Raw genomic sequence first — 21,785 nt, forward strand, 5'->3', positions numbered from 1 at the left:
CCGGGCAGTGTCATTCGGAGTCCCGCATGGCTCGTTTGGCCGCGCTCACGGCGCGTTTGGCGATGGCCCAGCGATGGACCTCGGAGGGGCCGTCGTAGATGCGGAACGGGCGCACCTCGCGCGAGAGCCTGGCCAGCGGCAGGTCGGCGGAGACACCGAGGCCGCCACACATCTGCATACTGCGATCGACGATGCGGAAGATCGCCTCGGCGGCATAGGTTTTCGCGATGGAGGTCGCGTTCGCGGCGGATTCGCCACGGTCGAGTTCCCAGCAGGCGCTGGTCAACAACGCGCGGGTGGCGGCGATGTCGATCTCGTTGTCGGCGATCATCTTCTGGATCATGCCCAGGTCGCCGAGTCGCGAGCCGAAACCCTCGCGCCGCGCGACGTGGGCGACCGCGACGTCGTGGCCACGGCGGGCGGCACCGAGCCAGCGCATCACGTGGGTCATGCGGGCCGGGCCCAGGCGGACCTGGGCGTATTCGAAACCTCGGTCGACCTCGCCGAGAACCGCCGACTCCGGGACGAGCAGGTCGTCGAAGAAGACCTCGCAGTGGCCACCGATCATCGACTTGTCGAGGGTGTCGAGATGGCGGCCCACCCGGATGCCGTCGGTGTCGGCCGGGGCGAGGAACATGGTCGCGCCGCCACGCTGACCCGGTTCGCCCGAGGTACGCGCCATGATGATGAAGAAACCGGCACCGTCGGCACCCGTGATGAACCACTTGTGGCCGTTGACCCGCCAGCCGCCATCGGCGCGGACGGCGCGGGTGGTGAGCGCGGACGGATCCGAACCGGCCCCCGGGGCGGGTTCGGTCATCGCGAAGGCCGAACGCACCTCGCCGCGAGCGAGCGGGGCCAGGTACTGCTGCTTCTGCTCCGGGTCGGCGATGTGGGCCAGCATGTGCACATTGCCCTCGTCGGGCGCGGCGATATTGAGCGCGGTCGGGCCGAACAGGGAGTAACCGGCCTCTTCGAACACCGGCGCGCGGTTCGCCATGCCGAGGCCGTGGCCACCGAATTCGGTGGGTGCGTGCGGCGCGAAGACGTCGGCGTCACGGGCGGCTTGTTGCAGGTCCAGGCGCAGCTTCTCACCGCCCGCCGCGGCGATATCGCCGTCGTGCGCGTCCTCGACCGGCAGCACCTGTTCCCGGATGAAGGTACGAGTGCGGTCGGCCAGGTTTCGCACCTCGGGTGGGTAGGACAGGTCGATCGCCACAGGACACTCCTCGACTCACAGGCCGAACGATCGCTCGGCGCCGAACGCTGTCGACCCTGACATGCGCACGGCCCAACTGTCAATCTGCACCTAAAGACAACGGCGTAGTGTTCAGATATCCTGAACATTGTGAATTCCCCGAACAATGTGCCGATCGACGTGGGCCCGCGATTGCGCGCGGCGAGAGTCTCGGCGGGGCTGTCGCTGCGGGAGACCGCGCGACGCATCGCGGTCAGCCCGGCCACGCTCAGCGCCATCGAGACCGGCAAAACCGGCGTCTCGGTGACCCGACTCCGCATCCTGGCCACCGAACTCGGCACCACGATGCCCTGGCTGATCGGCGAGTCACCGGGACCGGCGGCGGTCCGGCGGCCCGGCGCCGATCCGGTCGACGGGACGGCACGCGCGTGGCGTGAGTTCCCACGCCTGGATATCGATCCCGTGCTCGCCGCCGCCATCGCGGCTTTCGTGGAAACCGGCTACCACGGCGCGACCATGCGATCGATCGCGCGACGGGCGGGGATGAGCGTGCCCGGTGTCTACCACCACTACCGCGACAAACAGGAACTGCTGGTGAGAGCACTCGACCTGACCATGGACGAGCTGCACTGGCGGGTCGGCGCGGCCCGGCGCGGGGCCGACACCGGCCGCGACCGGGTGACCCGGGTGGTCGAGGCACTCGCCCTGTTCCATACCCACCGCCGGGAGCTCGCCTTCATCGGCGCCAGCGAGATGCGTAGCCTGAACCCCGCGAATCGGCAGCGGATCACCGCGTCCCGCAACGAGATCCAGCACATCCTCGACCTCGACATCGATACCGCCCTCGCCGAGAACGACCGCACCGCCGAGAACGCGCGGGCGGCCGGTCGTGCGATCGCGACGATGTGCACCGCCCTGCCGCAGTGGTTCCGCCTCGACGGCCCGGCGACGCCGGAACAGATCGCGACCGACTACGCCGATTTCGCCCTCGGTCTGCTCGACATCCGCCGATAGCGCAGGCCGTGGGATGGTCACGGCGCGAGGCTTGCCCAGCGAATTGGCCGAAACGTCCAGATCGTTGCGGGGCGGTTCGGACGAAACGTCCTATCGGCGTGGGCCGGGTGGCGGTAAGACTGCGCGAGGATTATCGGCACTCGGTCCGGATTCACATGCCGGGCGATCGGATACAGATGGTGATCAGTAGAACAACCCTTCGATGCCTGCTTGCCTGGCGCCCCGAAAGTAATACCGCGACAGGAAAATTCGGCGTTCGTGCCAGTTTGATCGCGATTGTGCTCGTACCGAGTTTCACGCTGCTCGCGGTCGGGGTCGGTGCGGCGGCGTACCTGGTCGCGGCGGGGCGCGATGCCCAGCAGTGGGCCGAACTGGCCGCGAGCACCACCGGGCCCGCGGTGCAGATGGTGCAGGCCTTCCAGGAGGAGCGGCGGCTGTCGGTGCTGCACATCGCCGGGGAACCCACCGGTGGTGGATCGTTGATCGCGGCCCGTCAGCGGTCCGACGACGCGCTCGGGGAAGTCAAGACCAAAGGCCAGCACGCCGCCCGCATGCGGGAGGACTTCGCCACCGACATCGCCGGTTACGACAAGCTGTACGCCTTGTTGCCCGATCTGCGCGCCCAGATCGACTCCCGCCAACTGCCGGTGCTGACGGCGGTCGCGACCTTCGGGTCGATCATCGACGTCATCGTGTCGGCGTCGGTGCTGGCCGCGCGTGCCGCGCCGTCGTCGGAGGTGTCCATCGAGCTGTTCAAGGGCATCGCGGTGCTGCGCGCCTCGGAGGCGTTGTCGCGCGCGAACGCCGTGGCGACCGTGGCCGACACCATGACCGGGGAGCAGTTCATCGAGTTCTCCGGTGAAGTGGGCGAGCAACGTTCCGAAGCCGCCTTCGCCACCGCGATTCTGCAGGATCAGCAGCTCGGCAAGCTGCAGGCGATCGTCGCCGGAGCCGCCTGGGGTCTGTTGACCCGGCACTATCAGGAAACTCTGCTCGCCGGACCGGCGGAGTCCGGCGGCAGGGCGGGTACGCGCTCCACCCCGTCGACGGTCCGCGCGGAGGTGCAGGCCGCGGCGGTCGAGGTGGGCGCCGAATTGACGGTGTTGTGGGAAGACCAAACCCGTCGGGCCCAGGCGATCGCGGTGCACGACGCGGACCGGACGGCACGGGATTCGTTGCTCGGCGGACTGGCGGTCCTGGCCGCCGCAGTCCTCGGTTTCCTCGCCGTGGTGCTGGTGGCCAATCGGCTCATCGGCCGGATGCGTCAACTGCGCGCACAGACCTTGGCGCTCTCGGATGAGCATCTACCCGAGGCGATGCGACGACTCGAAGCCGGTGAACGTCTCGACATCGACGCCGAACTGCATCGACTGCAGTTCGGGACCGACGAGATCGGGCAGGTGGCGGACGCTTTCAACCGGGCCCACGGTGCGGCGGTCACCGCCGCGGTCGCCGAGGCGAAGTTGCGGGCCGGGGTCAACACAGTGTTCGTCAACATGGCTCAGCGCAGCCAGAGCCTCGTGCAGCACCAACTGGAACTGCTCGATCAGGCCGAGCAGAGCGAACAGGACCCCGCCCGCCTCGATCTGCTGTTCCGACTCGACCACCTCGCCACCCGGGCGCGCCGCAACGCGGAGAACCTCATCATCCTCGGTGGCGGGCAGCCGGGTCGACGGTGGCGAAACCCGGTGCCGCTCACCGATATCGCTCAGGGTTCGGTGGCGGAGAGCTCGGACTACCGGCGGATCACGGTGCATCGCCTGCCGCAGATCTACGTGGTGGGTGCGGTGGTGGCCGACCTCATCCACGTGCTGGCCGAACTCATGGACAACGCGACCGCGTTCTCGCGGCGACAGACCCAGGTGGAGGTCACCGGCCGCATCGTCGGCAACGGCGCGGTGCTCGAGATCATCGATCAGGGGTCGGGAATGAACGACGGCGAGCTGACCGCGCGCAACGCGCTGCTGGGCGAGCCCGCGAGTTTCAGCCTCGAAACCCTCGCCGAGAACGGTCGGCTCGGGCTGTTCGTCATCGCCTCGCTGGCCGCGCGGCACCAGATTTCGGTGCGGTTGAAGGAATCGGCCTACGGTGGGGTCCACGCGCTGGTGTTGATCCCGTCGCGCTATCTCACGAACGAACAGGACGGCGCGGAAACGGCTCGGCACGCCGTGACGGCGGGACCGGTGCCCGCGGTGGCGGCAGCGCCATCGTCGTTCGGGGAGGGCCGCAACGGGCAGTAGCCGAGAACGCACGTGCGGTCCTCAGGTGGTGGCCCGAAGGTGTTTGATCGCCCACCACACCCGGGCGGACGTCACGGGGGAACGCAGATCGGTGCCGGTGAGCTCCTCGAAGCGGCTGATCCGATAGCGGACCGTGTTGGGATGGACCACGAGCAGTTCCGCGGTGGTCTCGATGTGCATGCCGGTGTCCAGGTGGCGTTCGACCGTATCGATGACGACGCGCGCCGCCGGACCGGCACCCACCGGCACCACATAGTATTCGACCAGTTCGGCGCCGATGTCGGCCTCGCCGACGACCGCCGCGAGCAGCCCGACTCCGGTCAGCTCGGTCGGTCCGCGCAGGTCGAAGACGTCCGCGGTCAGCAGCAGCCTGCTCGCCAGGCGGAAGGAGCGGGCGAGGTCGTCGAGGCGCCCCACCGGCCCGAGCCCGAGCGGGGCGTCGGTGCGCAGTTCGGCGGGCGCGGACGTGAATCCGGCGATGTCGTCGTCGATGGTGGTGGTGAACACGACCCGGTGTCCGTCCGATCGCAGGAACTGTCGTAGCTCGGTGTCGGCATCGCGTGATCGCGACCGGGTGCGGAACGCCTGGTACTCGCCGTCGATGTCGAGGCCGAACTGGTGGGCTTGCACACGGATCCCGGCGGGACCGAGCGTGCCGTGCAGTACCCGCCGCACGAACTCCGCGCGGACCTGATGGTCCAGCCGCGCCATCTCGAGTTCCACTTCGCGATGGCCCTGGCCGTAGGCGAGCGCGGCCTGGTCGACGAGGTCGAGCATCGCGTGACTCAGTTCCAGCAGGACGCCGTCGGCTACCTGATGGGCGCGGCCGTCGGCCGCCAGCGCGGCCCGAAAGTCGCGCAGCGCGATCCGCCAGCCGTGTTGGACATCGACCAGCGAGATGCCCTGCTGCGCGCGCGCTTCCCCGTACTCGCGCAGTTCGCGGCAGTCGTCGTCGTTCAGGTCGCGTTCCTCGGCCAGAGCGGCGAGCATCCGCTCGATGAGCGCGGCCGCGGTCGCTGTCACCGCGGGGTGGCCCAGCGCCGCATAGGAGGGCATCTGGGCTCGGGCCTCGCCGACGACCCGGTCGGTCAGCGCGGGAATGCGGGCCATGATGCGGGAGACGACTGAAGGTGCTCTTGCGGATCTATCGTTCCGGGCAGCGAGCGATGATCCGGACGCTGTCCGATCAGATCGAACTGTCGGCATCGGAACTGGGCGAGACGCGCGAATTGGTGATGCATTCGGCCGCCTGCGTCGCGGACTGGTCCGGAACGGCGGTCGAGATACTCAGCGGCACCTTCACCGTCGACCGCGATCCCGATCCGGCGGGCAGCTTCTCCCGGCGGCGCGAGACGGTGCGCTCGATCGTCGCCGGGTCGCCGGTCGATTCGGCGGTCGCACAGCTGCGGTTGGGCTACGTGCTCGACGACTCGCATCTGGCCTTCGTGCTTCGCCTCGACGACCACGCCGACGGTGGTCCGGCCGATCTCGAGCGGGCCGCGCAGCGCATCGCGGCGCATCTGGGAGCTCGCGGCTGCTTCACCCTCGCCCGGCCCGGCTTCGGTCGTCGGTATCTCGGCGGGCGTGCTGTGGGCCGCCCGCTGGTGGCTGCTCCCCTGGCCGGGCCGAACCGAGTCGCTGGTCCTGATCGCCTGCGCCGATCTGCTGTTCACGATCGAGTTCCTCCAGGTCCACAACCGGCTGTTCGGCGCCATGGGTGCCGTGCTGCTGCTGGCCACCGGCAGTTATCTGAGTTTCTTCCACAGCGCGCGGGCGGTGGCGGCGCATTCGGTGTGGTCGGTGCTGTCGGTGGTGGTGTTGTCGGTGCGGATCGCGACGGGCGGGGACGGGGTTCGGCTCGCGATCGCGGTGGGCCTGCTGCTGACCACGGTGGTCACGGCGGTACCCGCGTTCCAGCTGCTGTACTGGCTGCTGCGCATGGAGTCGCTCTCGGACCCGCTGACCGAACTGCTCAACCGGCGCGGCCTCGAGAACCGGCTCCCGCAGCTGGTCGAGGACCATCCCGCCGTCTGTGTCATCTCCTTCGACCTGGACCGCTTCAAGAGTGTCAACGACACCTGGGGTCACCGGATCGGCGACATCGTCCTGATGCGCACCGCCCGGCGCCTGCGGGCGGCGACCCCCGACACGGCGGTGGTGGCGCGGACCGGCGGTGAGGAGTTCGTCGTTGCCGCCCCGATCGCCGCGGCCGACGCCCGCGATGTCGCCGAAGCCCTCTGCCGAGTCGTCGCCGCGCCCTCGGAGACCGCGGTGGGCGTGACGGCGAGCGTCGGGGTCGCGATCTTCGACGCGACGGTCTGTCCGCACTGCCAACGCCCCACCCCCGACCGATTGCTTCAGTCCGCCGACGCGGCGATGTACCGGGCGAAACAGTCCGGCGGCAACCTGGTCGTGCTCGACGACCTCACCCGGCCGCCCGGGCATTCTCACGCACCGGGCGGCGGCTGACCCGGGGTCAGCCGACGGCGACGAGACGGGCGGAATTGGCCGTCTCGTCGTCGCCTGCCTGGTTGGCCAGCAGTTCGGCGTGCACCCGGTCGCGGTAGCGGTCGATCTCGCTGTCGGTGGTCTCGCCGTCCCAGCCCAGGAGCGGGGCGACGAGACGGGCGACGGCGGGCGCCGCGGCGAGCCCACGATCGGGGACCTCGATGGAGATGCGGGTGCGCCGGGTGAGCAGATCGTCCAGGTGCAGGGCCCCCTCGTGGGTGACCGCGTAGACGATCTCGGCGGCGAGGTAACCGGTGGCCCCAGGAAGGGGCGCGCGCAGGGCCGGGTCGAGGCGAACGAGATCGAACAGCTCGGTGGCCAGCGACCCGTAGCGGCCGAGCAGATGCCGTACCGTCTCCGGCGCCAGCCCGGTCGTGGCGGCCAGCCCCCGGGTGTCGGCGAGCATCTCGCGGTAGCCCTGCGCGCCGAGGATCGGCAGTCGGGCGGTTTCGGACGCGGGCACCGGCCGGGCCAGCCGCGCGACGGCGGCATCGACGACATCGGCGGCCATCACCCGGTAGGTCGTGTACTTGCCGCCCGCGATGACGAACAGGCCTGGCACGGGTTCGGCGACGGCGTGTTCTCGCGACAGCTTGGCGGTCTCCTTCGACGCCCCGGTCATCAGAGGCCGCAGCCCGGCGTAGGTGCCGACGATGTCGGCCTTGGTGAGCGGCTCACGCAGCACCGTGTTGACGTGGTCGAGAATGTAGTCCACGTCGGCCGCGGTGGCGGTGGGGTGGTTCTTGTCCAGCGACCATGCGGTGTCGGTGGTGCCGATGATCCAGTGCTCGGCCCACGGGATCACGAACAGCACCGACTTCTCGGTGCGCATGATCAGGCCCGTGCGCAGATCCAGGCGGGCGCGAGGCACCAGGATGTGCACGCCCTTCGACATCCGCACGTGGAAAGGGAAGTCGACACCGGTCATCGAGATCATGTCGTCGGTCCAGACACCGGTCGCACTGATCACCGTGCGTGCCCGGATGGTGTGTTCGGCACCGGTCTCCAGATCGATGACCCGCGCGCCGACGACCCGCCGACCGTCGCGTTCGAGTCCGACCACCTGGGTGCGGGTGAGGACCGTCGCGCCCTGTTCGGCGGCGGTGCGCGCGATCATCATCGTGTGCCTGGCATCGTCGACCTGGGCGTCGTAGTAACGGATCGCGCCGGTCATGGCGTCGTCGCGCATCGCGGGAGCCAGGTCGAGCGCCCCGGACCGGGTCAGGTGTTTGTGCATGGGCACCGTCCGGGCGCCGCCGAGGGTGTCGTAGAGGGCGATGCCCGCACCGATGTAGGCGCGCTCCCACACCCGATGCCGCAAGGGGAACAGGAACGGCACCGGCCGAACCAGATGCGGTGCGAGCGAATCCAACAGCAGCCCACGCTCTTTCAACGCCTCCCGAACCAGGGTGAAGTCCATCTGCTCGAGATAGCGCAAGCCGCCGTGGATGAGTTTGGACGAGCGGCTCGAGGTGCCCGCGGCGAAGTCGCGGGCTTCGACGAGGGTCACCGACAGGCCGCGCGAGGCCGCGTCGAGCGCGGCGCCCGCGCCGGTCACGCCACCGCCGATCACCAGGACGTCGAGCTCGGTGTCGCCGAGTGCCGCGATCGCTGTCGCGCGGTAGGTGGGGTCCAGGGAAACGGACACAGTGTGCTCCTTGGGGTGGTGTGGCATCAGTCGAGTTCGGCCCAGTCGAGGGTGCGCTCGACAGCTTTGAGCCAGCGGCGGTAGCCGCGTTCGCGTTCGGCGTCGGACCAGGTGGGTGACCAGCGCAGGTCTTCGTGCCAGTTGGTGCGCAGTTCGTCGGTGCAGGCCCAGAAACCGGCGGCCAGCCCGGCCGCGTAGGCCGCGCCGAGGGCGGTGGTCTCGGCGACGACCGGTCGGGAGACGGGAACGCCGAGCAGGTCGGCCTGGATCTGCATGGCGAGGCTGTTCACGGTGACGCCGCCGTCGACGCGCAGCGTGCTCAGTCGCGTCCCGGCGTCACGCTGCATGGCCTCGACGACATCGCGGGTCTGGTAGGCGATGGATTCCAGCGTCGCCCTGGCCAGGTGGGCGTTGTTGCTGTAGCGCGACAGGCCGACGACGGCGCCACGGGCATCCGGCCGCCAATAGGGGGCGAACAGGCCGGAGAACGCGGGCACGAAATACACGCCGCCGGAATCGTCGACCTGTGCCGCCATGTCCTCGATCTGCGCGGCCCCGGCGATGATGCCGAGTTGGTCGCGCAGCCACTGCACCGCCGAACCGGTGACCGCGATCGACCCCTCCAGCGCGTAGGCGGGCGCGTCGTCGCCGAACTGGTAGGCGACGGTCGTGAGCAGGCCGTGCGTGGACTCCACGATCTCGGCACCGGTGTTGAGCATCAGGAAATTGCCGGTGCCGTAGGTGTTCTTGGCCTCGCCGGGCCGGAAACACACCTGGCCGACGGCGGCGGCCTGCTGATCACCGAGCACGCCCGCGATCGTCACCGCGCCGCCGAAGGGGCCGTCGGAGCGGGTGGTGCCGTACCCGGCCGGGTTCGCCGAGGGCGCGATCGCGGGCAGCATGGCGGCGGGAATGTCGAACACGCGCAGCAGTTCCTCGTCCCAGCGCAGGGTTCGCAGGTCCATCAGCATGGTGCGTGAGGCGTTGGTCGGGTCCGTGACGTGCACGCCGGTGAGGTTCCAGATCAGCCAGCTGTCGACGGTGCCGAACAGCGCGTCGCCGCGTTCGGCGTCCGCGCGCACGCCCTCGACATTGTCGAGGATCCAGCGCAGCTTGCCGCCGGAGAAGTACGGTGCGGGCCGCAGTCCGGTCCGCTTGCGGATCATGTCGACGTGTTCGTCGGCCAGGTCGGCGATGAAGCGATCGGTGCGCGTGTCCTGCCAGACGATCGCGTTGTAGTAGGGGCGGCCCGTGTGCCGGTTCCAGACCAAGGTGGTCTCACGCTGATTCGTGACACCGACCGCCGCCAGCTCGACAGCGGTCACCCCGGCCCGGGTGAGCGCGGTCCTGACGACGGTGTTGGTGCGCTCCCAGATCTCCATCGGATCGTGTTCCACCCACCCGGGTTTCGGCATGATCTGCTCGTGCTCGAGCTGATGCCGTGCGACGACGCCGCCCGCGTGGTCGAAAACCATGAAGCGCGTCGAGGTCGTTCCCTGGTCGATCGCGCCCACATACCGGTTCATCTGGTCCTTCCGAGGGCTCGCCGTCGAGCCCGTTCACCGGGGACCACGCTAGAAACGAGTCGAGCCGCGAGCCACGGTTGCCGTTCGACAATGCTGAACGCCCGGCTGCTAGGTTGAGACGATGCCGGGTCCGATCCAGTCGATCGAACGTGCCGTGGCCGTGCTGCGGTTGCTCGCGCGCGGCTCGGGGCCGATGGGCGTCGGCGACGTGGCCACCGCGCTCGACCTGGCCAAACCCACCGCCCACGGCATCCTTCGGACCTTGCTCGGCACGGGTTTCGTCGACCAGGACCCGGCGACGGGTCGCTATCTGCTCGGGCCCGCCGTGCACGAACTCGGTTCCGACCACCTCGATATCAACGAGTTGCGCTCGCGTGCCATCCACCGCGCCGACGCACTCGCCGCGCGGACCGGCGAATCGGTGCGCATGGCGGTGTCACGCCCGGCCGGGGTGACCGTGGTGCACCACGTGTTCCGCCCGGACAACAGCGAGCAGGTCCTCGCCGTCGGCGAGGTGGTTCCCGCGCACGCGACGGCCCTGGGCAAAGTGCTGCTCGCCTACGAGCCCGCGACCGAGCTCGGCCCGGCACCGGCGTTCACCCATCGCACGATCACCGAGCGCACCGCCTTGACTCGCGCGATCGCCGAGGTCCGCCGGACCGGCTGGGCGGGCGAGGTCGAGGAGTACCGGCCAGGGGAAGCGGGTGTCGCCGCGCCGATCCGCGCCAGCGGCGGTCTTGTGGTGGCGGCCATCGGCATCTCGGGACCGGTCGACCGGTTGTGCGACAGCCACCTACAGCCGCTTGACACGGTGGTCGGCCAGGTGCGCGCCGCCGCGCAGGCCGTACACCGTGACCTGACGGCGGCGCGATGACCACGCGTGGCCTGTCGAAAGGCCTACTATGACACCGCGTTTCGTCCTCGCGATCGATCAGGGCACCACCTCGAGTCGGTGTCTGGTCTTCGATCGTCACGCCCGGCTGGCCGGGCTCGCCCAGCGCGTGCACCGTCAGCACTATCCCCGCTCCGGCTGGGTCGAGCAGGACGCGCTCGAGATCTGGCGAACCGTCGAACGGCTCCTGCCCGCCGCACTACGCGATGCCGGGATCGGCGTCGACCAGGTGGCCGCTGTCGGCATCGCCAATCAGCGGGAGACGACCGTGGTCTGGGATCGCGCCACCGGAATACCGGTGCGCCCCGCGATCGTCTGGCAGGACATCCGCACCGAGGAGTTCGTCGAGTCGTTGCGCGCTTCCCCTGCGGCACAGCGCATCACCGAACTGAGTGGACTGCCGCTGGCGACCTATTTCGCCGCACCGCGTCTGCGGTGGTTGCTCGACCATGTCGAGGGGCTACGGGAGCGGGCCGAACGCGGTGACGTGCTGTTCGGGACCATGGAATCCTGGCTCGTCTGGAATCTGACCGGCGGGGTGCACGTCACCGACGTCACCAACGCCTGCCGCACCCTGCTGATGAACCTGACCACCCGGCAATGGGACGAGGAACTGCTGCGGCTGTTCGACATCCCCCGCGCCATGCTCCCCCGCATCGAACCGTCCACCGGCGACTTCGGTACCGCGGTCACCGCCGTGCCGGGTGTGCGGATCGGCGCCGCGCTCGGCGACCAGCACGCCGCGCTGTTCGGCCAGACCTGCTTCGCGCCCGGCGAGACCGAGTGCACCTACGGCACCGGCGGATTCCTCATGATGAACACCGGCACCGAGCTGATCCGCTCTCGCCACGGCCTGCTCACCACCATCGGCTATCAGGTGGGTGCGGACCCGGTGTACGCGCTGGAAGGACCTATCGCGGTCACCGGGTCGCTGGTGGGATGGTTGCGCGACATCGCCGGGCTCATCGCCACCGCCCCCGAAATCGAAACCCTCGCCGACACCGTCGACGACAACGGCGGTTGCTACCTGGTCCCCGCCTTCTCCGGCCTCTACGCCCCGCACTGGCGCAGCGACGCCCGAGGCCTGCTGATCGGCCTGACCTCCTACGTCACCAAGGGTCACCTGGCCCGCGCGGCACTCGAAGCCACCGCCTGGCAGACCCGCGACGTGCTCGAGGCCATGAACGCCGACGCGGGCCTGCGCGCGCGATCGCTGCGGGTGGCCGGTGGCATGACCTCGAACAATCTGCTCATGCAGATCATCGCCGATGTCCTCGACATCCCCGTCACGCGCCCCCTGGTCACCGAGACGGTCTCGCTCGGCGCCGCGTACGCCGCAGGCCTGGCCGTCGGCTACTGGCCGGATCTGCAAGGGCTGCGGAGCAATTGGCGGGCAGCGGCCCAATGGGTGCCCCACCACCACCGCTCGACCCGCGACGACGAGTACGAACATTGGCAGCGAGCCGTTCAACTCAGCATCGGCTGGTCCAGGACCAGCCACCGGTCGAACTCGTCGCCATCCGGATAGCGCTGCGCGACCTGCCCGCTTCGCCGCGAAGTCGTGTGGTCCGAACGAACGACTGTGCTACGCCGCGGCGACGACGACGATTGGCCACAGGTCTCCGGGCGAGGAAAGCGTTGTGGTGCAGGTGAAACTGGATTCGAACGGCCCGATCATCTCGCCGTCTGCGTGGACTCCCGCTCAGTTCTCCGACTCTCGGGCTTGGTCGTTCACCTTGACCTCGGCGCAGCAGCGGGCGTTGGTCGACTGCGGTCGCGGCGCGAATCACTCCGTCTTACGTCGCGACCTGGGCGCTCCGGCCGAGAAGTGGTCGCACATCCTCAATTCCGGACCGGGGTTCGTCCGGCTGCGTGGCTTCCCCACCGGGGTCCTCACCGCACCCGAGATCGAGCGGGCCTATCTCGCGCTGGGAACACTGCTCGGTGTTCCGGTCGGCCAGGACCGCGAGGGCAACCTCATCACTCACATCCGCGATGAGCGGCGTGCCGGTCCGGGCATCCGCCGTTATCAGACGAGCCTGAGCCAGGATTTCCACAGCGACGCGTCCGACCTGGTCGGTTTGCTCTGCCTGCGGCCCGCCGCGAAAGGCGGTCGATCGAAGATCGTCAGCGCCCATGCGCTCTACAACGAGATGCTCTCCCGCGCACCGCATCTGGTCGAGGTCATGTATCGGCCCATGCCGTGGAGCCGCCACGCCGAGCCACGTCCGGGTGAGATCTCCCATTTCGAGCTCGCTCCGTTCACCACGATCGACGGAATGCCCCGAATCTCGTTCATCGCCTGGTTCATCCGCCAGTCACAGCACCACCCGGGTGCCCCACGGTTGACCGCCGATCAGCTCGCGGCACTCGATTTGGCGGAGGAGATCGCCAACGACCCCTCGCGTCAGATCACGATGGAATTCCGTGTGGGCGACGTGCAGCTGCTCAACAACACCACCGTGCTGCATGCCCGCGAGGCCTACACAGATCACGACGATCCGGCCTTGCGACGCCATCTGCTCCGACTGTGGCTCACTGTCGAGGCTTCGCGCGCGGACGACGTGCTGCGCGGTGGCAGCCCCGATGTCAGCGTGGACCCGTAGGCAGCGCGGCTGAGAGGGTATCCAGCGATTCCCACTCGTCAGGCGTGAGGCGCAGGTCGGTGACCTCCTGAAAGACATCGAGCTGTCCCGGGTCGGTCACGCTGACCAAAGGGAGGGCGACAGCCTCGTGCTGGAGCAGCCAGCGGATGGCGACCGCGGCGGGTGCGACACCGTGCGCCGCCGCCACCGCCCGCAATCCAGCGAGCAAGGTGTGGTGGCCGGGCAGCCCGTAGTGCCGGTCGACGTAGGCGTGCCGGGCACCGACACGGGTCAGCGCGTGCTCGAACTTGCCGGTGAGAAATCCGCGAGCCAATGCCGCACTGCACACCAAACCCAACCGTTGGCCGACCTCCGATCCCACCAGGTGTTCGACACCGCCGCGCTCGGCGAGACTGAATTCCTCCTGGATCACCGTGAACTCGGCGTTCGATGACCGGCGCAGGGCGGCCCGCGTGGCTCGCAGCCGGTCTGTCGAGAACCGCGAGACACCGATGTGGTGAGTACGCGCCCCGACCAGCGCGGCGAACCCGGCCGCGATCTCCTCCGGTGCCGTGACGCCGTCGTCGGCGTGCGCGAGAATCGCTTCGGCCACGGATATGCCGAGCCGATCCAGCGAGGCATCGACGGCCTCGGCGACCACAGCCGGGGCGAGCCCCTCGACACCGGGACACAGGCCGACCTTGGTCATGATCCGGATCTCGTTCTCGATGCCGCGCCGACGTACCCAGGATCCGATCATGCTCTCCGAGTCGGCGGCGCTGGTTCGGGCGGCGTAGGAATAGCCGTCGGAGGTATCGATGAACCTGCCGCCGATCTCGAAGAATCTGTCCAGAATCGCATCGGCCCTCTCGGATCCGACGATCCAGCCGAACACACTGCCGCCGAGTCCGATCGGGATCGTGGCCGTCGCCTTCCAGGTTCTCACCGCCTCGGCACCGAATTCGTTCGTCACAGTGGCGTCCCGCCTGTTCGAAACCGTTCTGCGAGTGGCATTTCCGGTGACCCGACACTGCCATACCCCGCCGACCGCACCAATGGGACCACTTCCTCGACGAATCGGTTCAGATCGGTCGGCAAGACGGCGGGCATGATCACGTAGCCGTCGGCGGCGCCGCGCCGAACCCAGTCGATCATGGCCGTGGCGACCGTTGCCGGTGATCCGACCAGCAGGCGGTGCCCCCGGCTCGTCGCCATCAATTGCGCGACCTGACCGACGGTGTAGCAGCGAGCCAGCGCCATGTCTCGGATCACCTGGTAATAGGTTTGGTTGCCGGAAATGGACGCTGCCACAGGTAGTTCCAGATCGAACGGATCGTCGACGGCCAGTGTGTTCGGCGGCAGCCCCACGCTGCGTTCGAGCTGGCGGACGCTCGGCGCCGGATCGACGAGCGCATCGAGCGCGGCCAGACGTTCATGGGCGTCGTCGTCGGTCGAGCCGACCACCGGAATCAATCCGGGCAGCACCCGAATTCGCCGTCGCGGATCCACGGCGGACGCGCGCGAACGCAGACGTTGCCGGAAGGCGTGGGCCGCCCCCACCGTGGACGCCACCGTGAACACCAGATCCGCGAATCCCGCCGCGAGTGCGATCCCCTGCTCGCTCGAACCGGCCTGCACCAGCAGCGGTACCCGCTGCGGTGACGGTGGCACGTCGAGCGGACCACGAACGCGAAAGAACTCACCGTCGTGCTCGATCGGTCTGATCGCGGCCGGGTCGGCCCACACCCCGTTCGGGTCGGCCCGGATCGCGTCGGGTCGCCAGCTGTTCCACAGCGCGAGGCACACCCGGACGAACTCGTTCGCGCGACGGTAGCGCACGTCGTGGTCAGGGATGTCGGCCCATCCGAAGTTGTCGGCCGCTTCGCGAGTGGCCGAGGTGACGATGTTCCAGCCGATCCGCCCGTTCCCCAGATGGTCGAGGGAGGCGAGGCGTCGTGCGACGTTGAAGGGTTCGTTGTAGGACGTCGACTGCGTGATGATCACGCCGATGTGTTCGGTCGCCCGCAGAATCGCGGCCGCGAGCACCGCGGGCTCCACGGCACCCGCGGGTCGGACCGCCACGTCCGACCACACCGCCATGCTGTCGGCGAGAAACACCGCATCGAGTCCACCTCGTTCGGCGGTGCGGGCCAGCGCACAGAAGTACTCGGGCTTGATGTTGGCCAGCGGGTCGGCTCCCGGGCTACGCCAGGAAGCGCTGTGATAGCCGGTCGAGCACAGGAACGCGCACAGAGTCATGTCCTCGGGTGTGGTCGGCCTAGTGCTCACGAAGGCCTCCGTGACTCAGAAACGTGGACAACGAGGCGGCGAGCCGCTCGGCCGCGTCGCCGTGCAACACCTCGAAATGCGTACAGTCCATCGTGACCGTCGTCGCCTCTGTCAGCACCGTCTCGAGCCACTGCGCGTCGACGCCGAGCAGGTCGGCCGTCGCCGTCGCGCGTACCACGAGCGTGTCCACCGTCAGCTGCCCGGGCTCGTAGCCGACACCGTGGATCATGTTGAGCCGCAGACAGTCTGCCCACCGCCGGATCGTCTCGGCCGAGACCAGCCGCAACGGGCCGGACGCCGCGCGGACCAATCGAAGCGCATCGGTGATTCCCAGTGGGTGCTCGGGCAGATCGCGGTACCCGGAGTCGGTGAGCACGCGTCGCAACACGAGGTCCTCATCGATTCGCTCACTCGATCTCACCCAGGCCGGGTCGACGAGCGTCATCGATGACACCTGCTTGCCGAGATCACGCAGGTATCGTGCGACAGCCGGGGCCAGCAACGCGCCGAACGAGTATCCGAAGACATCGACGGGCGCGTCGGTCACCTGCGCGGCCACCTCGACCGCGTAGTACCGGGCCAAGGCGTCCATTCCCGCGTCATCGAGGACGGCCCGTGCCCGATCGTCCTGTTCCACATAGAGGATTCGGCCCTCGAACCTCAGCTGTCCAACCAAGGGGAAGTAGGCCAAGCAAGTTCCGATCGCGGGATGCAGCAGAATCAGGACGCGGTCCGCGCTGCCTGCGCGAGCCAACCGCACGGGCCCACGAGTGACGTGCGGGCGCAGACCCGGAATCCGAACGGCCAGCTTCTCGACAGTGGCGGCGGCGAGGACATCCAGCCCGGTCACCCGGGTACCGGAGTGGCGCGCGATTTCCTCGGCGACCTGCACGGCCAGTAGGGAGTTCAGGCCGAGGTCGGCGAACGACGTGGTCGGTTCGATCCGGGTGTCCGCCACCGCCGCACTCACGACCGACGCGATCAGGTATTGCAAGCCTGTCGCGAATCGCGACCGATCCAGCTCGGTGTCCTGAGCACCACCGACGGTCGCCGCAGGGTCGATCTTACCGCTCGAGGTCCGACAGAAACGGGTCACGATGTCGATCCGGTCCGGAACCAGTTGCGGCAGAACACGTTCGCGTATGTCGTCGCGCACGGTCGAGGCAGTCGGGTGCGCGCCCGGCCGGGGGATCACCGCGGCCCGCACCATCGAGGGGCCGTCCTGATGACCGGTCACCCAGGCGATCGCCGCGTCGACGCCGTCGATCGATTCCAGGGCGTCGGCGACCGCGATCAGGTCGACTCGACGCCCCCGAACCTGCTCCACGTCCCCCCGACGCCCCAGGAAGTACAGCAGTTCCCCGGACCGGCGCACGATGTCTCCGGTCCGGAACCAGCACAAGCCCTCGGGGGTTCGACGGAACCGGTCCGATTCGGCCGACTGTCCTGAAACCAGGTAGCCGCGCGCCACCTGGTCGCCGCCGACCCAGAGCTCGGCCGCTCCGTCCGGAAGTCCGGCGGCATCGCCGTCGAGGAACACGTGTACCCCCGGCGCGGCACGACCGATCGGGACGACGTCGGGAGCCGGAACGCCTGCGGGCACCGTGTGGAAGATCGCGTCCCCACACACTTCGGTCGACCCGTAGGAGTTGATCACCTGCGCGAGTGGACACAACGCGCGGAGGGTGACCAGCCAGCTGCCGCGAAGTTCCTCCCCGGTGAGGATCCAGCGCCGCACCGTCGCCAACGCGGCCGCGCCCATCGCGTTCAGTGCTGGAATGCAGCTCGGCGTCAGCGTGACCTGCTCGATCCTGGTCGTCCGGATGAACTCGGCCAGCAACCCTGGATCGCGTTGGGCGAGCACCGGTGCGACTACCATCGTCCGCCCACTGCGATAGGCACCGAGAATCTCGGTGAGGCTGTCGATGAAGGCCGGGTTGGTCTTGATCGCGCAGCGTTCCACGTCGGGGCTGAAGAACGCGCGCACGGCCCAGTCGATCCTGGCGTCCAAGCCGCGACGTGTTCCGACGACGCCCTTCGGTGCCCCGGTACTTCCCGAGGTGAAAAGAATGAAGGCGTCGTCGGAGCTCCGACTCGGCTTCGAACCTCGGCCGTCGACGACGGCGATCCCGTCGTCATCGACGATCGCCGCGGGTGCGGCGGCAGCGATGATCGCTTCGATCACGACCGGCGGCGTCGCGATGTCGACCGGCGCCACACAGCACCCCAGCTCGACCGCCGCGAGAAGGGCGATCACGTAGCGGTCGGACAGATGCAGGCGAAGCACCACGACATCGGATGCGCCGAGACCGAGCGCACGGTATTGCGCTGTCATCTGCTCGACCGCTGCTGTCAGCGCGGCGGGCGAGTAGTCGCGGTCCCGGCACGACAGCGACGCGCCGGTGGCGCTCACGCGTGACGACATCGGGTTCATCCTTTGACCGCCCGGACGGCATACATCGCCGTACGTCGACGCGCGCTCGGCTCTCGGTACGGATTCTCTCCGCGAGTCACCGTCACCACGCTCTGCGAGCTGAAAGCGCTGATGACATCGGCGATGGTCGGCTTGCCCGAAATCAGCACCGCCAGGCCGCGCGCGAGTACGTCGTCGTCGGGGAAGACCTCCGCCAGCGCTGCCGTCAATCGGGGCGCCGCGACGATCACCGTCACCGAGACAACTCCTCCTTCGGCCGCGATCGACTGGAGAGCATCGGCCGTGGACCGGAGCGTCGCCGGTCGCTGCAACGGTGGCAGACCGTTCGCCAGCACCGTGTCGAACGCGTCGACGGTGAACGGCAGCGCGGTCACGTCACCGACGACGAGGTCGGCGCGCGGGCAGGCGGCGGCCACGACGTGCAGAAGGTCTGGTCGCTTGTCGACGCCGACGAGCAGTGTCGTGTCCGGGCACAGCATCGCCGCGACACCCAGATCCACGCCCGCCCCGCACCCGATGTCGACCACACGGCCACCGGCGGACCCCGCGATGGCGTGGTAGGTGTTCCCGAGACCGAGAAACCTGCCGACGGCCTGAGCGGGTAGGGCGTCGATCGCGATGGGTGGGTAGCCGTGGATCGCCATCGCTTCGGCGCCACCGAGAAAGGCACGCTCTCCACGCGCACCACGCCGGGCGCGAGAGTAGAAGCCGTCGACAACATGTTCGGCCAGCGGACGGCGTCCCATGACCGCGTCGGCGAGACCCGCCAGCGACTGATAGCTTTCGCCGCCGTGTGCTGGGGCCGCGAAGACCGATCGGACTGCGTCGCGCGAGAGTCCCAGGTCGGACCGGGCGGCAGCGAGCAGGTGCTCGGCTACCTGCCGTGCAGAATCAGGTTCGTCACGCTCTGACATAGGTGCATCCCTAGCGTTCTCTCCAACCACAGCAACGCGGCCGAGGGATTGATCTCGAGGAAGTAGGTTTCCTCACCGGTGTCGATCAGATCGACGGCGCCGACCTGGATTTCGAGTGTCCGCATGAGCTGGCGAATGGCGCTGACCAGTGGTTCGTCGAGGCGGTGGTGGTCGAAACGAGGGTGATCGTTCGCGGCCCGTCGCCAGTCGGCGGCGTCGTCGGCCGCGCGAGCCAGTGACGCGGCGAAGGTGCGTTCCCCGATCACGGTGACACGGTGCTCGACCCGAGGCCGCAGACGTTGCTGGAACAGGCAGGGGTAATCCGGCAACGCGATGTCGTCGGGCGTGATCACCGAGGTATAGAGGAAGCTGCGCTGTCGATCGCGCGACGAGAGGATCGGCGAGCTGAGGCTCTTGTGCACCACGCCTGCCGCACACCCGCGCGCGAACTGCCGCAGCTCGTCGATCCGGCTGGTCACCAGCGTGGCGGGAATCGTCAATCCGGCATGCTGTGCCGACGTCAGCTGGATCAGCTTGTTCTCGGCGGTACGCAGCTGCCACGGTGAGTTCACCCAGCGGGCCACCTCCACGCGTGCCAGCCATCCCCACAGCACTGAGTCCGCCTGCTCTGTCGCATGATCCAGCAGGTCCGGCTCGACCGCTCGCCAATCATCGGCGCGTCGCACAGTTCGGTCGTAGTGGAAATGAACGAACTGCCCGGGCCGAAACCCACGGCAGTAGCCGACGTCGTACTGTGCCCGATCTCCACTCTGCGGAAAGGTCATGCTCGGCTGGCGACCGATACGGTCCACGAGTACAGCGTGGACATCGGCTCCGGTGTCGGCCAGCAGCATCGCGATCCGCGCGAGATCGGGGTCGCAGCTGTGCCCGACGAGGAGAATTCGGGCGGCACCAGATCGCCGGTCGCGTGCCGCCTCGAACACGCTGCTGCCCACGATGATTCGCTCGTCCCAGCGCACTGCGGACGGCACACCGGCCTCGTGCCACGACACGCTGTCGCGATACAACTCGCTGGTCACTGTGGTCTCCGTTCGAACCGGCCCGTGCCGGGCGCCGCACTCGGTGCCCGGCACGGAAACGGTCGACCGCTCGCTCAGACTCCGGCCTTGCAATCCATGATTCCGAAAGCGCCGAGCGGGGCGGGCCATGAGGTTTCGCTCAGCGGACCGTAGGCCGCGGTCATCAGTTCCAGGGTCGGCTCGATCGGTGGCTGGTGCTCGCTGGTCGACGGCAGCGGCCGGTGGTGGATGAATGCCCCGACCTTGCCGCAGAACTCCGCGTAGTCCTTCGTGAACAGGATGAAGGCGTGCCACATCTGGTCGATCGGCAGGCTCGGTGCCGGTGACGCGTCGACGAGACTGCCGAGCAACAGGAACTTCTTCACGTCTTCGAACAGAGCGCGGGCGTCGTCGTCGGTGTACCCGTGATCCTTGGCGAACTTCTCGATCAGGAATTCCTGCGGCGGATGTGCCAATGCCCGCTGTGCCAGCGGCGTCGAAACGCGCTCGCGCAGCTCTACTTCGGTGAATCCACACAGCGGTTCATCGATGAACTTCTGCACCTTGTCGGTATATGTCATGTTCCTATTCCCTTTCGGTGGTGACGGCGCCATGATTTCGGCGGGAGGGCCGGTCCTCAGCCAGATACTCGGGAAGTATCCGGATGTGCCGGAGCGTGATACTGAGGCGCATATCCACGTCCTCAGCTTCGGCGAGAAGGCAATGCTCGTGCGTGTTCTGGAGTGGGAGGCTCATGAGCACAACGGACGAATCCGACAGGCGGTACCGCACCGCCGGTTCGGTACCCACCGCGCGGACCGCGAGGGTCCGGGTGGCGCCGAAACTGACGATCGCGATCGTGCTGTCCGGCTCGTGGAGCCATGCCTTGTCGCAGTGCCAGCCGGTGAAATCCGCGCGATCGCGGTACAGGTTGGCGAGCGCGTAGTTGAAGGTGAGCCCGAACCGCACGCCGACGAGATCACGCAGGTCGGCCAGTTCCGGTGTCCACGGCCGACTCGGCGCCATCCCGTCCAGCGCCAGGGGGACATCGGAGAACGACGAGGTGAGCCGAGGCGCGAGGTGGCGGTGCGAGCCGATGAGGATCTCACTGTGCTGATGGCGGTCCGCGACAAGCAGTTGCTCACGGATCCGTACACCGAGGGCGGTTCCAACCACATTGTCTACCACCGTCAGCCCGTCTGTTTCTCGCGGGTCCGATGACTCCATGTATCTACGCTCCCTTCGGAATCGCGCAGAAATGACCGTATCCCGCTGTGGCGCAACATAATGTCGGCTCTTCGACGGACATCGGTCGCCGGTTTCGAACTCTACGATCGGCGCTATGGGCGTCATGAGTCGCATTCGGTCGGTCGTCTTTCCGAATGCGCGATTCCGGAAGACACACGCACCGAACATCAGCGACAACAATTCGCCGGAAGCGATTCCCATGGTCGACGACGTCGCTCGGACGAGCGCCCGGGCACTGCGTCACCACGATCGTCGAGAGCACCGCATACC

Annotated in this window: 17 protein-coding genes; 6 read left to right on the forward strand and 11 right to left on the reverse strand. The window is 68.3% G+C overall.

Annotated elements, in window-relative coordinates; genetic code table 11:
• Window positions 1-10: 10 nt before the first annotated feature.
• Window positions 11-1,219 (reverse strand): acyl-CoA dehydrogenase family protein, encoded by a 1,209-nt coding sequence (locus tag NC7_RS22710; RefSeq protein WP_067986431.1) that lies wholly within the window; start codon window positions 1,217-1,219, stop codon window positions 11-13.
• Between the two features lie 129 nt (window positions 1,220-1,348).
• Here NC7_RS22710 and NC7_RS22715 point away from each other — a divergent pair, with 129 nt between their 5' ends.
• Entirely contained in the window at window positions 1,349-2,212 is an 864-nt protein-coding gene (locus NC7_RS22715) for a TetR-type transcription factor C-terminal domain-containing protein (protein ID WP_084458719.1), read from the forward strand.
• A 278-nt stretch (window positions 2,213-2,490) separates the two neighbouring features.
• Window positions 2,491-4,452, forward strand: a complete 1,962-nt coding sequence (locus NC7_RS22720) for a sensor histidine kinase (protein WP_159372895.1) — start codon at window positions 2,491-2,493, stop codon at window positions 4,450-4,452.
• Between the two features lie 21 nt (window positions 4,453-4,473).
• Here the strand turns inward: NC7_RS22720 and NC7_RS22725 are convergent, their stop codons facing one another.
• On the reverse strand, window positions 4,474-5,562 hold the full coding sequence (locus tag NC7_RS22725) for a PucR family transcriptional regulator (protein ID WP_067986435.1): 1,089 nt from the start codon (window positions 5,560-5,562) through the stop codon (window positions 4,474-4,476).
• 363 nt (window positions 5,563-5,925) lie between these two features.
• On the opposite strand from NC7_RS22725, the gene NC7_RS22735 reads away from it, so the two are divergent.
• Window positions 5,926-6,921, forward strand: coding sequence for a GGDEF domain-containing protein (locus NC7_RS22735; protein ID WP_157102139.1), 996 nt, complete (start codon window positions 5,926-5,928; stop codon window positions 6,919-6,921).
• 7 nt (window positions 6,922-6,928) lie between these two features.
• Here NC7_RS22735 and NC7_RS22740 read toward each other — a convergent pair whose 3' ends face one another.
• Complete coding sequence (locus NC7_RS22740; protein WP_236573625.1) at window positions 6,929-8,608, reverse strand: glycerol-3-phosphate dehydrogenase/oxidase; 1,680 nt, start codon at window positions 8,606-8,608, stop codon at window positions 6,929-6,931.
• Window positions 8,609-8,634: 26 nt separating this feature from the next.
• The gene (gene glpK, locus NC7_RS22745) at window positions 8,635-10,134 is read right to left on the reverse strand and encodes a glycerol kinase GlpK (RefSeq protein ID WP_067986443.1); all 1,500 of its coding nucleotides are present in this window, start codon (window positions 10,132-10,134) and stop codon (window positions 8,635-8,637) included.
• 121 nt (window positions 10,135-10,255) lie between these two features.
• Here glpK (NC7_RS22745) and NC7_RS22750 point away from each other — a divergent pair, with 121 nt between their 5' ends.
• The 3 genes from NC7_RS22750 to NC7_RS22760 all read left to right on the forward strand — a co-directional run bounded on the left by NC7_RS22750 (window position 10,256) and on the right by NC7_RS22760 (window position 13,632).
• A complete protein-coding gene (locus NC7_RS22750) occupies window positions 10,256-11,008 on the forward strand; it encodes an IclR family transcriptional regulator (RefSeq protein ID WP_067986445.1) in 753 nt (250 codons plus the stop codon).
• Between the two features lie 28 nt (window positions 11,009-11,036).
• Complete coding sequence (gene glpK, locus NC7_RS22755) at window positions 11,037-12,554, forward strand: glycerol kinase GlpK (protein ID WP_067986448.1); 1,518 nt, start codon at window positions 11,037-11,039, stop codon at window positions 12,552-12,554.
• Between the two features lie 112 nt (window positions 12,555-12,666).
• A complete protein-coding gene (locus tag NC7_RS22760) occupies window positions 12,667-13,632 on the forward strand; it encodes a TauD/TfdA family dioxygenase (RefSeq protein ID WP_236573626.1) in 966 nt (321 codons plus the stop codon).
• Here NC7_RS22760 and NC7_RS22765 read toward each other — a convergent pair.
• The 7 genes from NC7_RS22765 to NC7_RS28700 form a co-directional block, all read right to left on the reverse strand.
• On the reverse strand, window positions 13,616-14,584 hold the full coding sequence (locus tag NC7_RS22765; protein ID WP_067986449.1) for an aldo/keto reductase: 969 nt from the start codon (window positions 14,582-14,584) through the stop codon (window positions 13,616-13,618). The two genes, NC7_RS22760 and NC7_RS22765, sit on opposite strands and share 17 nt — an antisense overlap.
• Window positions 14,581-15,900, reverse strand: coding sequence for an NtaA/DmoA family FMN-dependent monooxygenase (locus tag NC7_RS22770; protein ID WP_157102140.1), 1,320 nt, complete (start codon window positions 15,898-15,900; stop codon window positions 14,581-14,583). The genes NC7_RS22765 and NC7_RS22770 overlap by 4 nt, the downstream gene beginning before the upstream one ends.
• Window positions 15,890-18,325 (reverse strand): AMP-binding protein, encoded by a 2,436-nt coding sequence (locus NC7_RS22775; protein ID WP_159372896.1) that lies wholly within the window; start codon window positions 18,323-18,325, stop codon window positions 15,890-15,892. Before NC7_RS22775 ends, NC7_RS22770 begins: the two co-directional genes overlap by 11 nt.
• Before the next feature lie 5 nt (window positions 18,326-18,330).
• Entirely contained in the window at window positions 18,331-19,248 is a 918-nt protein-coding gene (locus tag NC7_RS22780; protein ID WP_067986457.1) for a methyltransferase domain-containing protein, read from the reverse strand.
• On the reverse strand, window positions 19,209-20,288 hold the full coding sequence (locus NC7_RS22785; RefSeq protein ID WP_067986458.1) for an MvdC/MvdD family ATP grasp protein: 1,080 nt from the start codon (window positions 20,286-20,288) through the stop codon (window positions 19,209-19,211). Before NC7_RS22785 ends, NC7_RS22780 begins: the two co-directional genes overlap by 40 nt.
• A gap of 74 nt (window positions 20,289-20,362) precedes the next feature.
• On the reverse strand, window positions 20,363-20,848 hold the full coding sequence (locus NC7_RS22790) for a glycine-rich domain-containing protein (protein WP_067986461.1): 486 nt from the start codon (window positions 20,846-20,848) through the stop codon (window positions 20,363-20,365).
• Window positions 20,849-20,852: 4 nt separating this feature from the next.
• A complete protein-coding gene (locus tag NC7_RS28700; RefSeq protein WP_084458721.1) occupies window positions 20,853-21,716 on the reverse strand; it encodes an alpha-ketoglutarate-dependent dioxygenase AlkB in 864 nt (287 codons plus the stop codon).
• Between the last annotated feature and the right edge of the window lie 69 nt (window positions 21,717-21,785).

It is taken from the genome of Nocardia caishijiensis NBRC 108228 (assembly GCF_001612825.1).
In the GTDB taxonomy this organism is placed as follows: domain Bacteria; phylum Actinomycetota; class Actinomycetes; order Mycobacteriales; family Mycobacteriaceae; genus Nocardia; species Nocardia caishijiensis.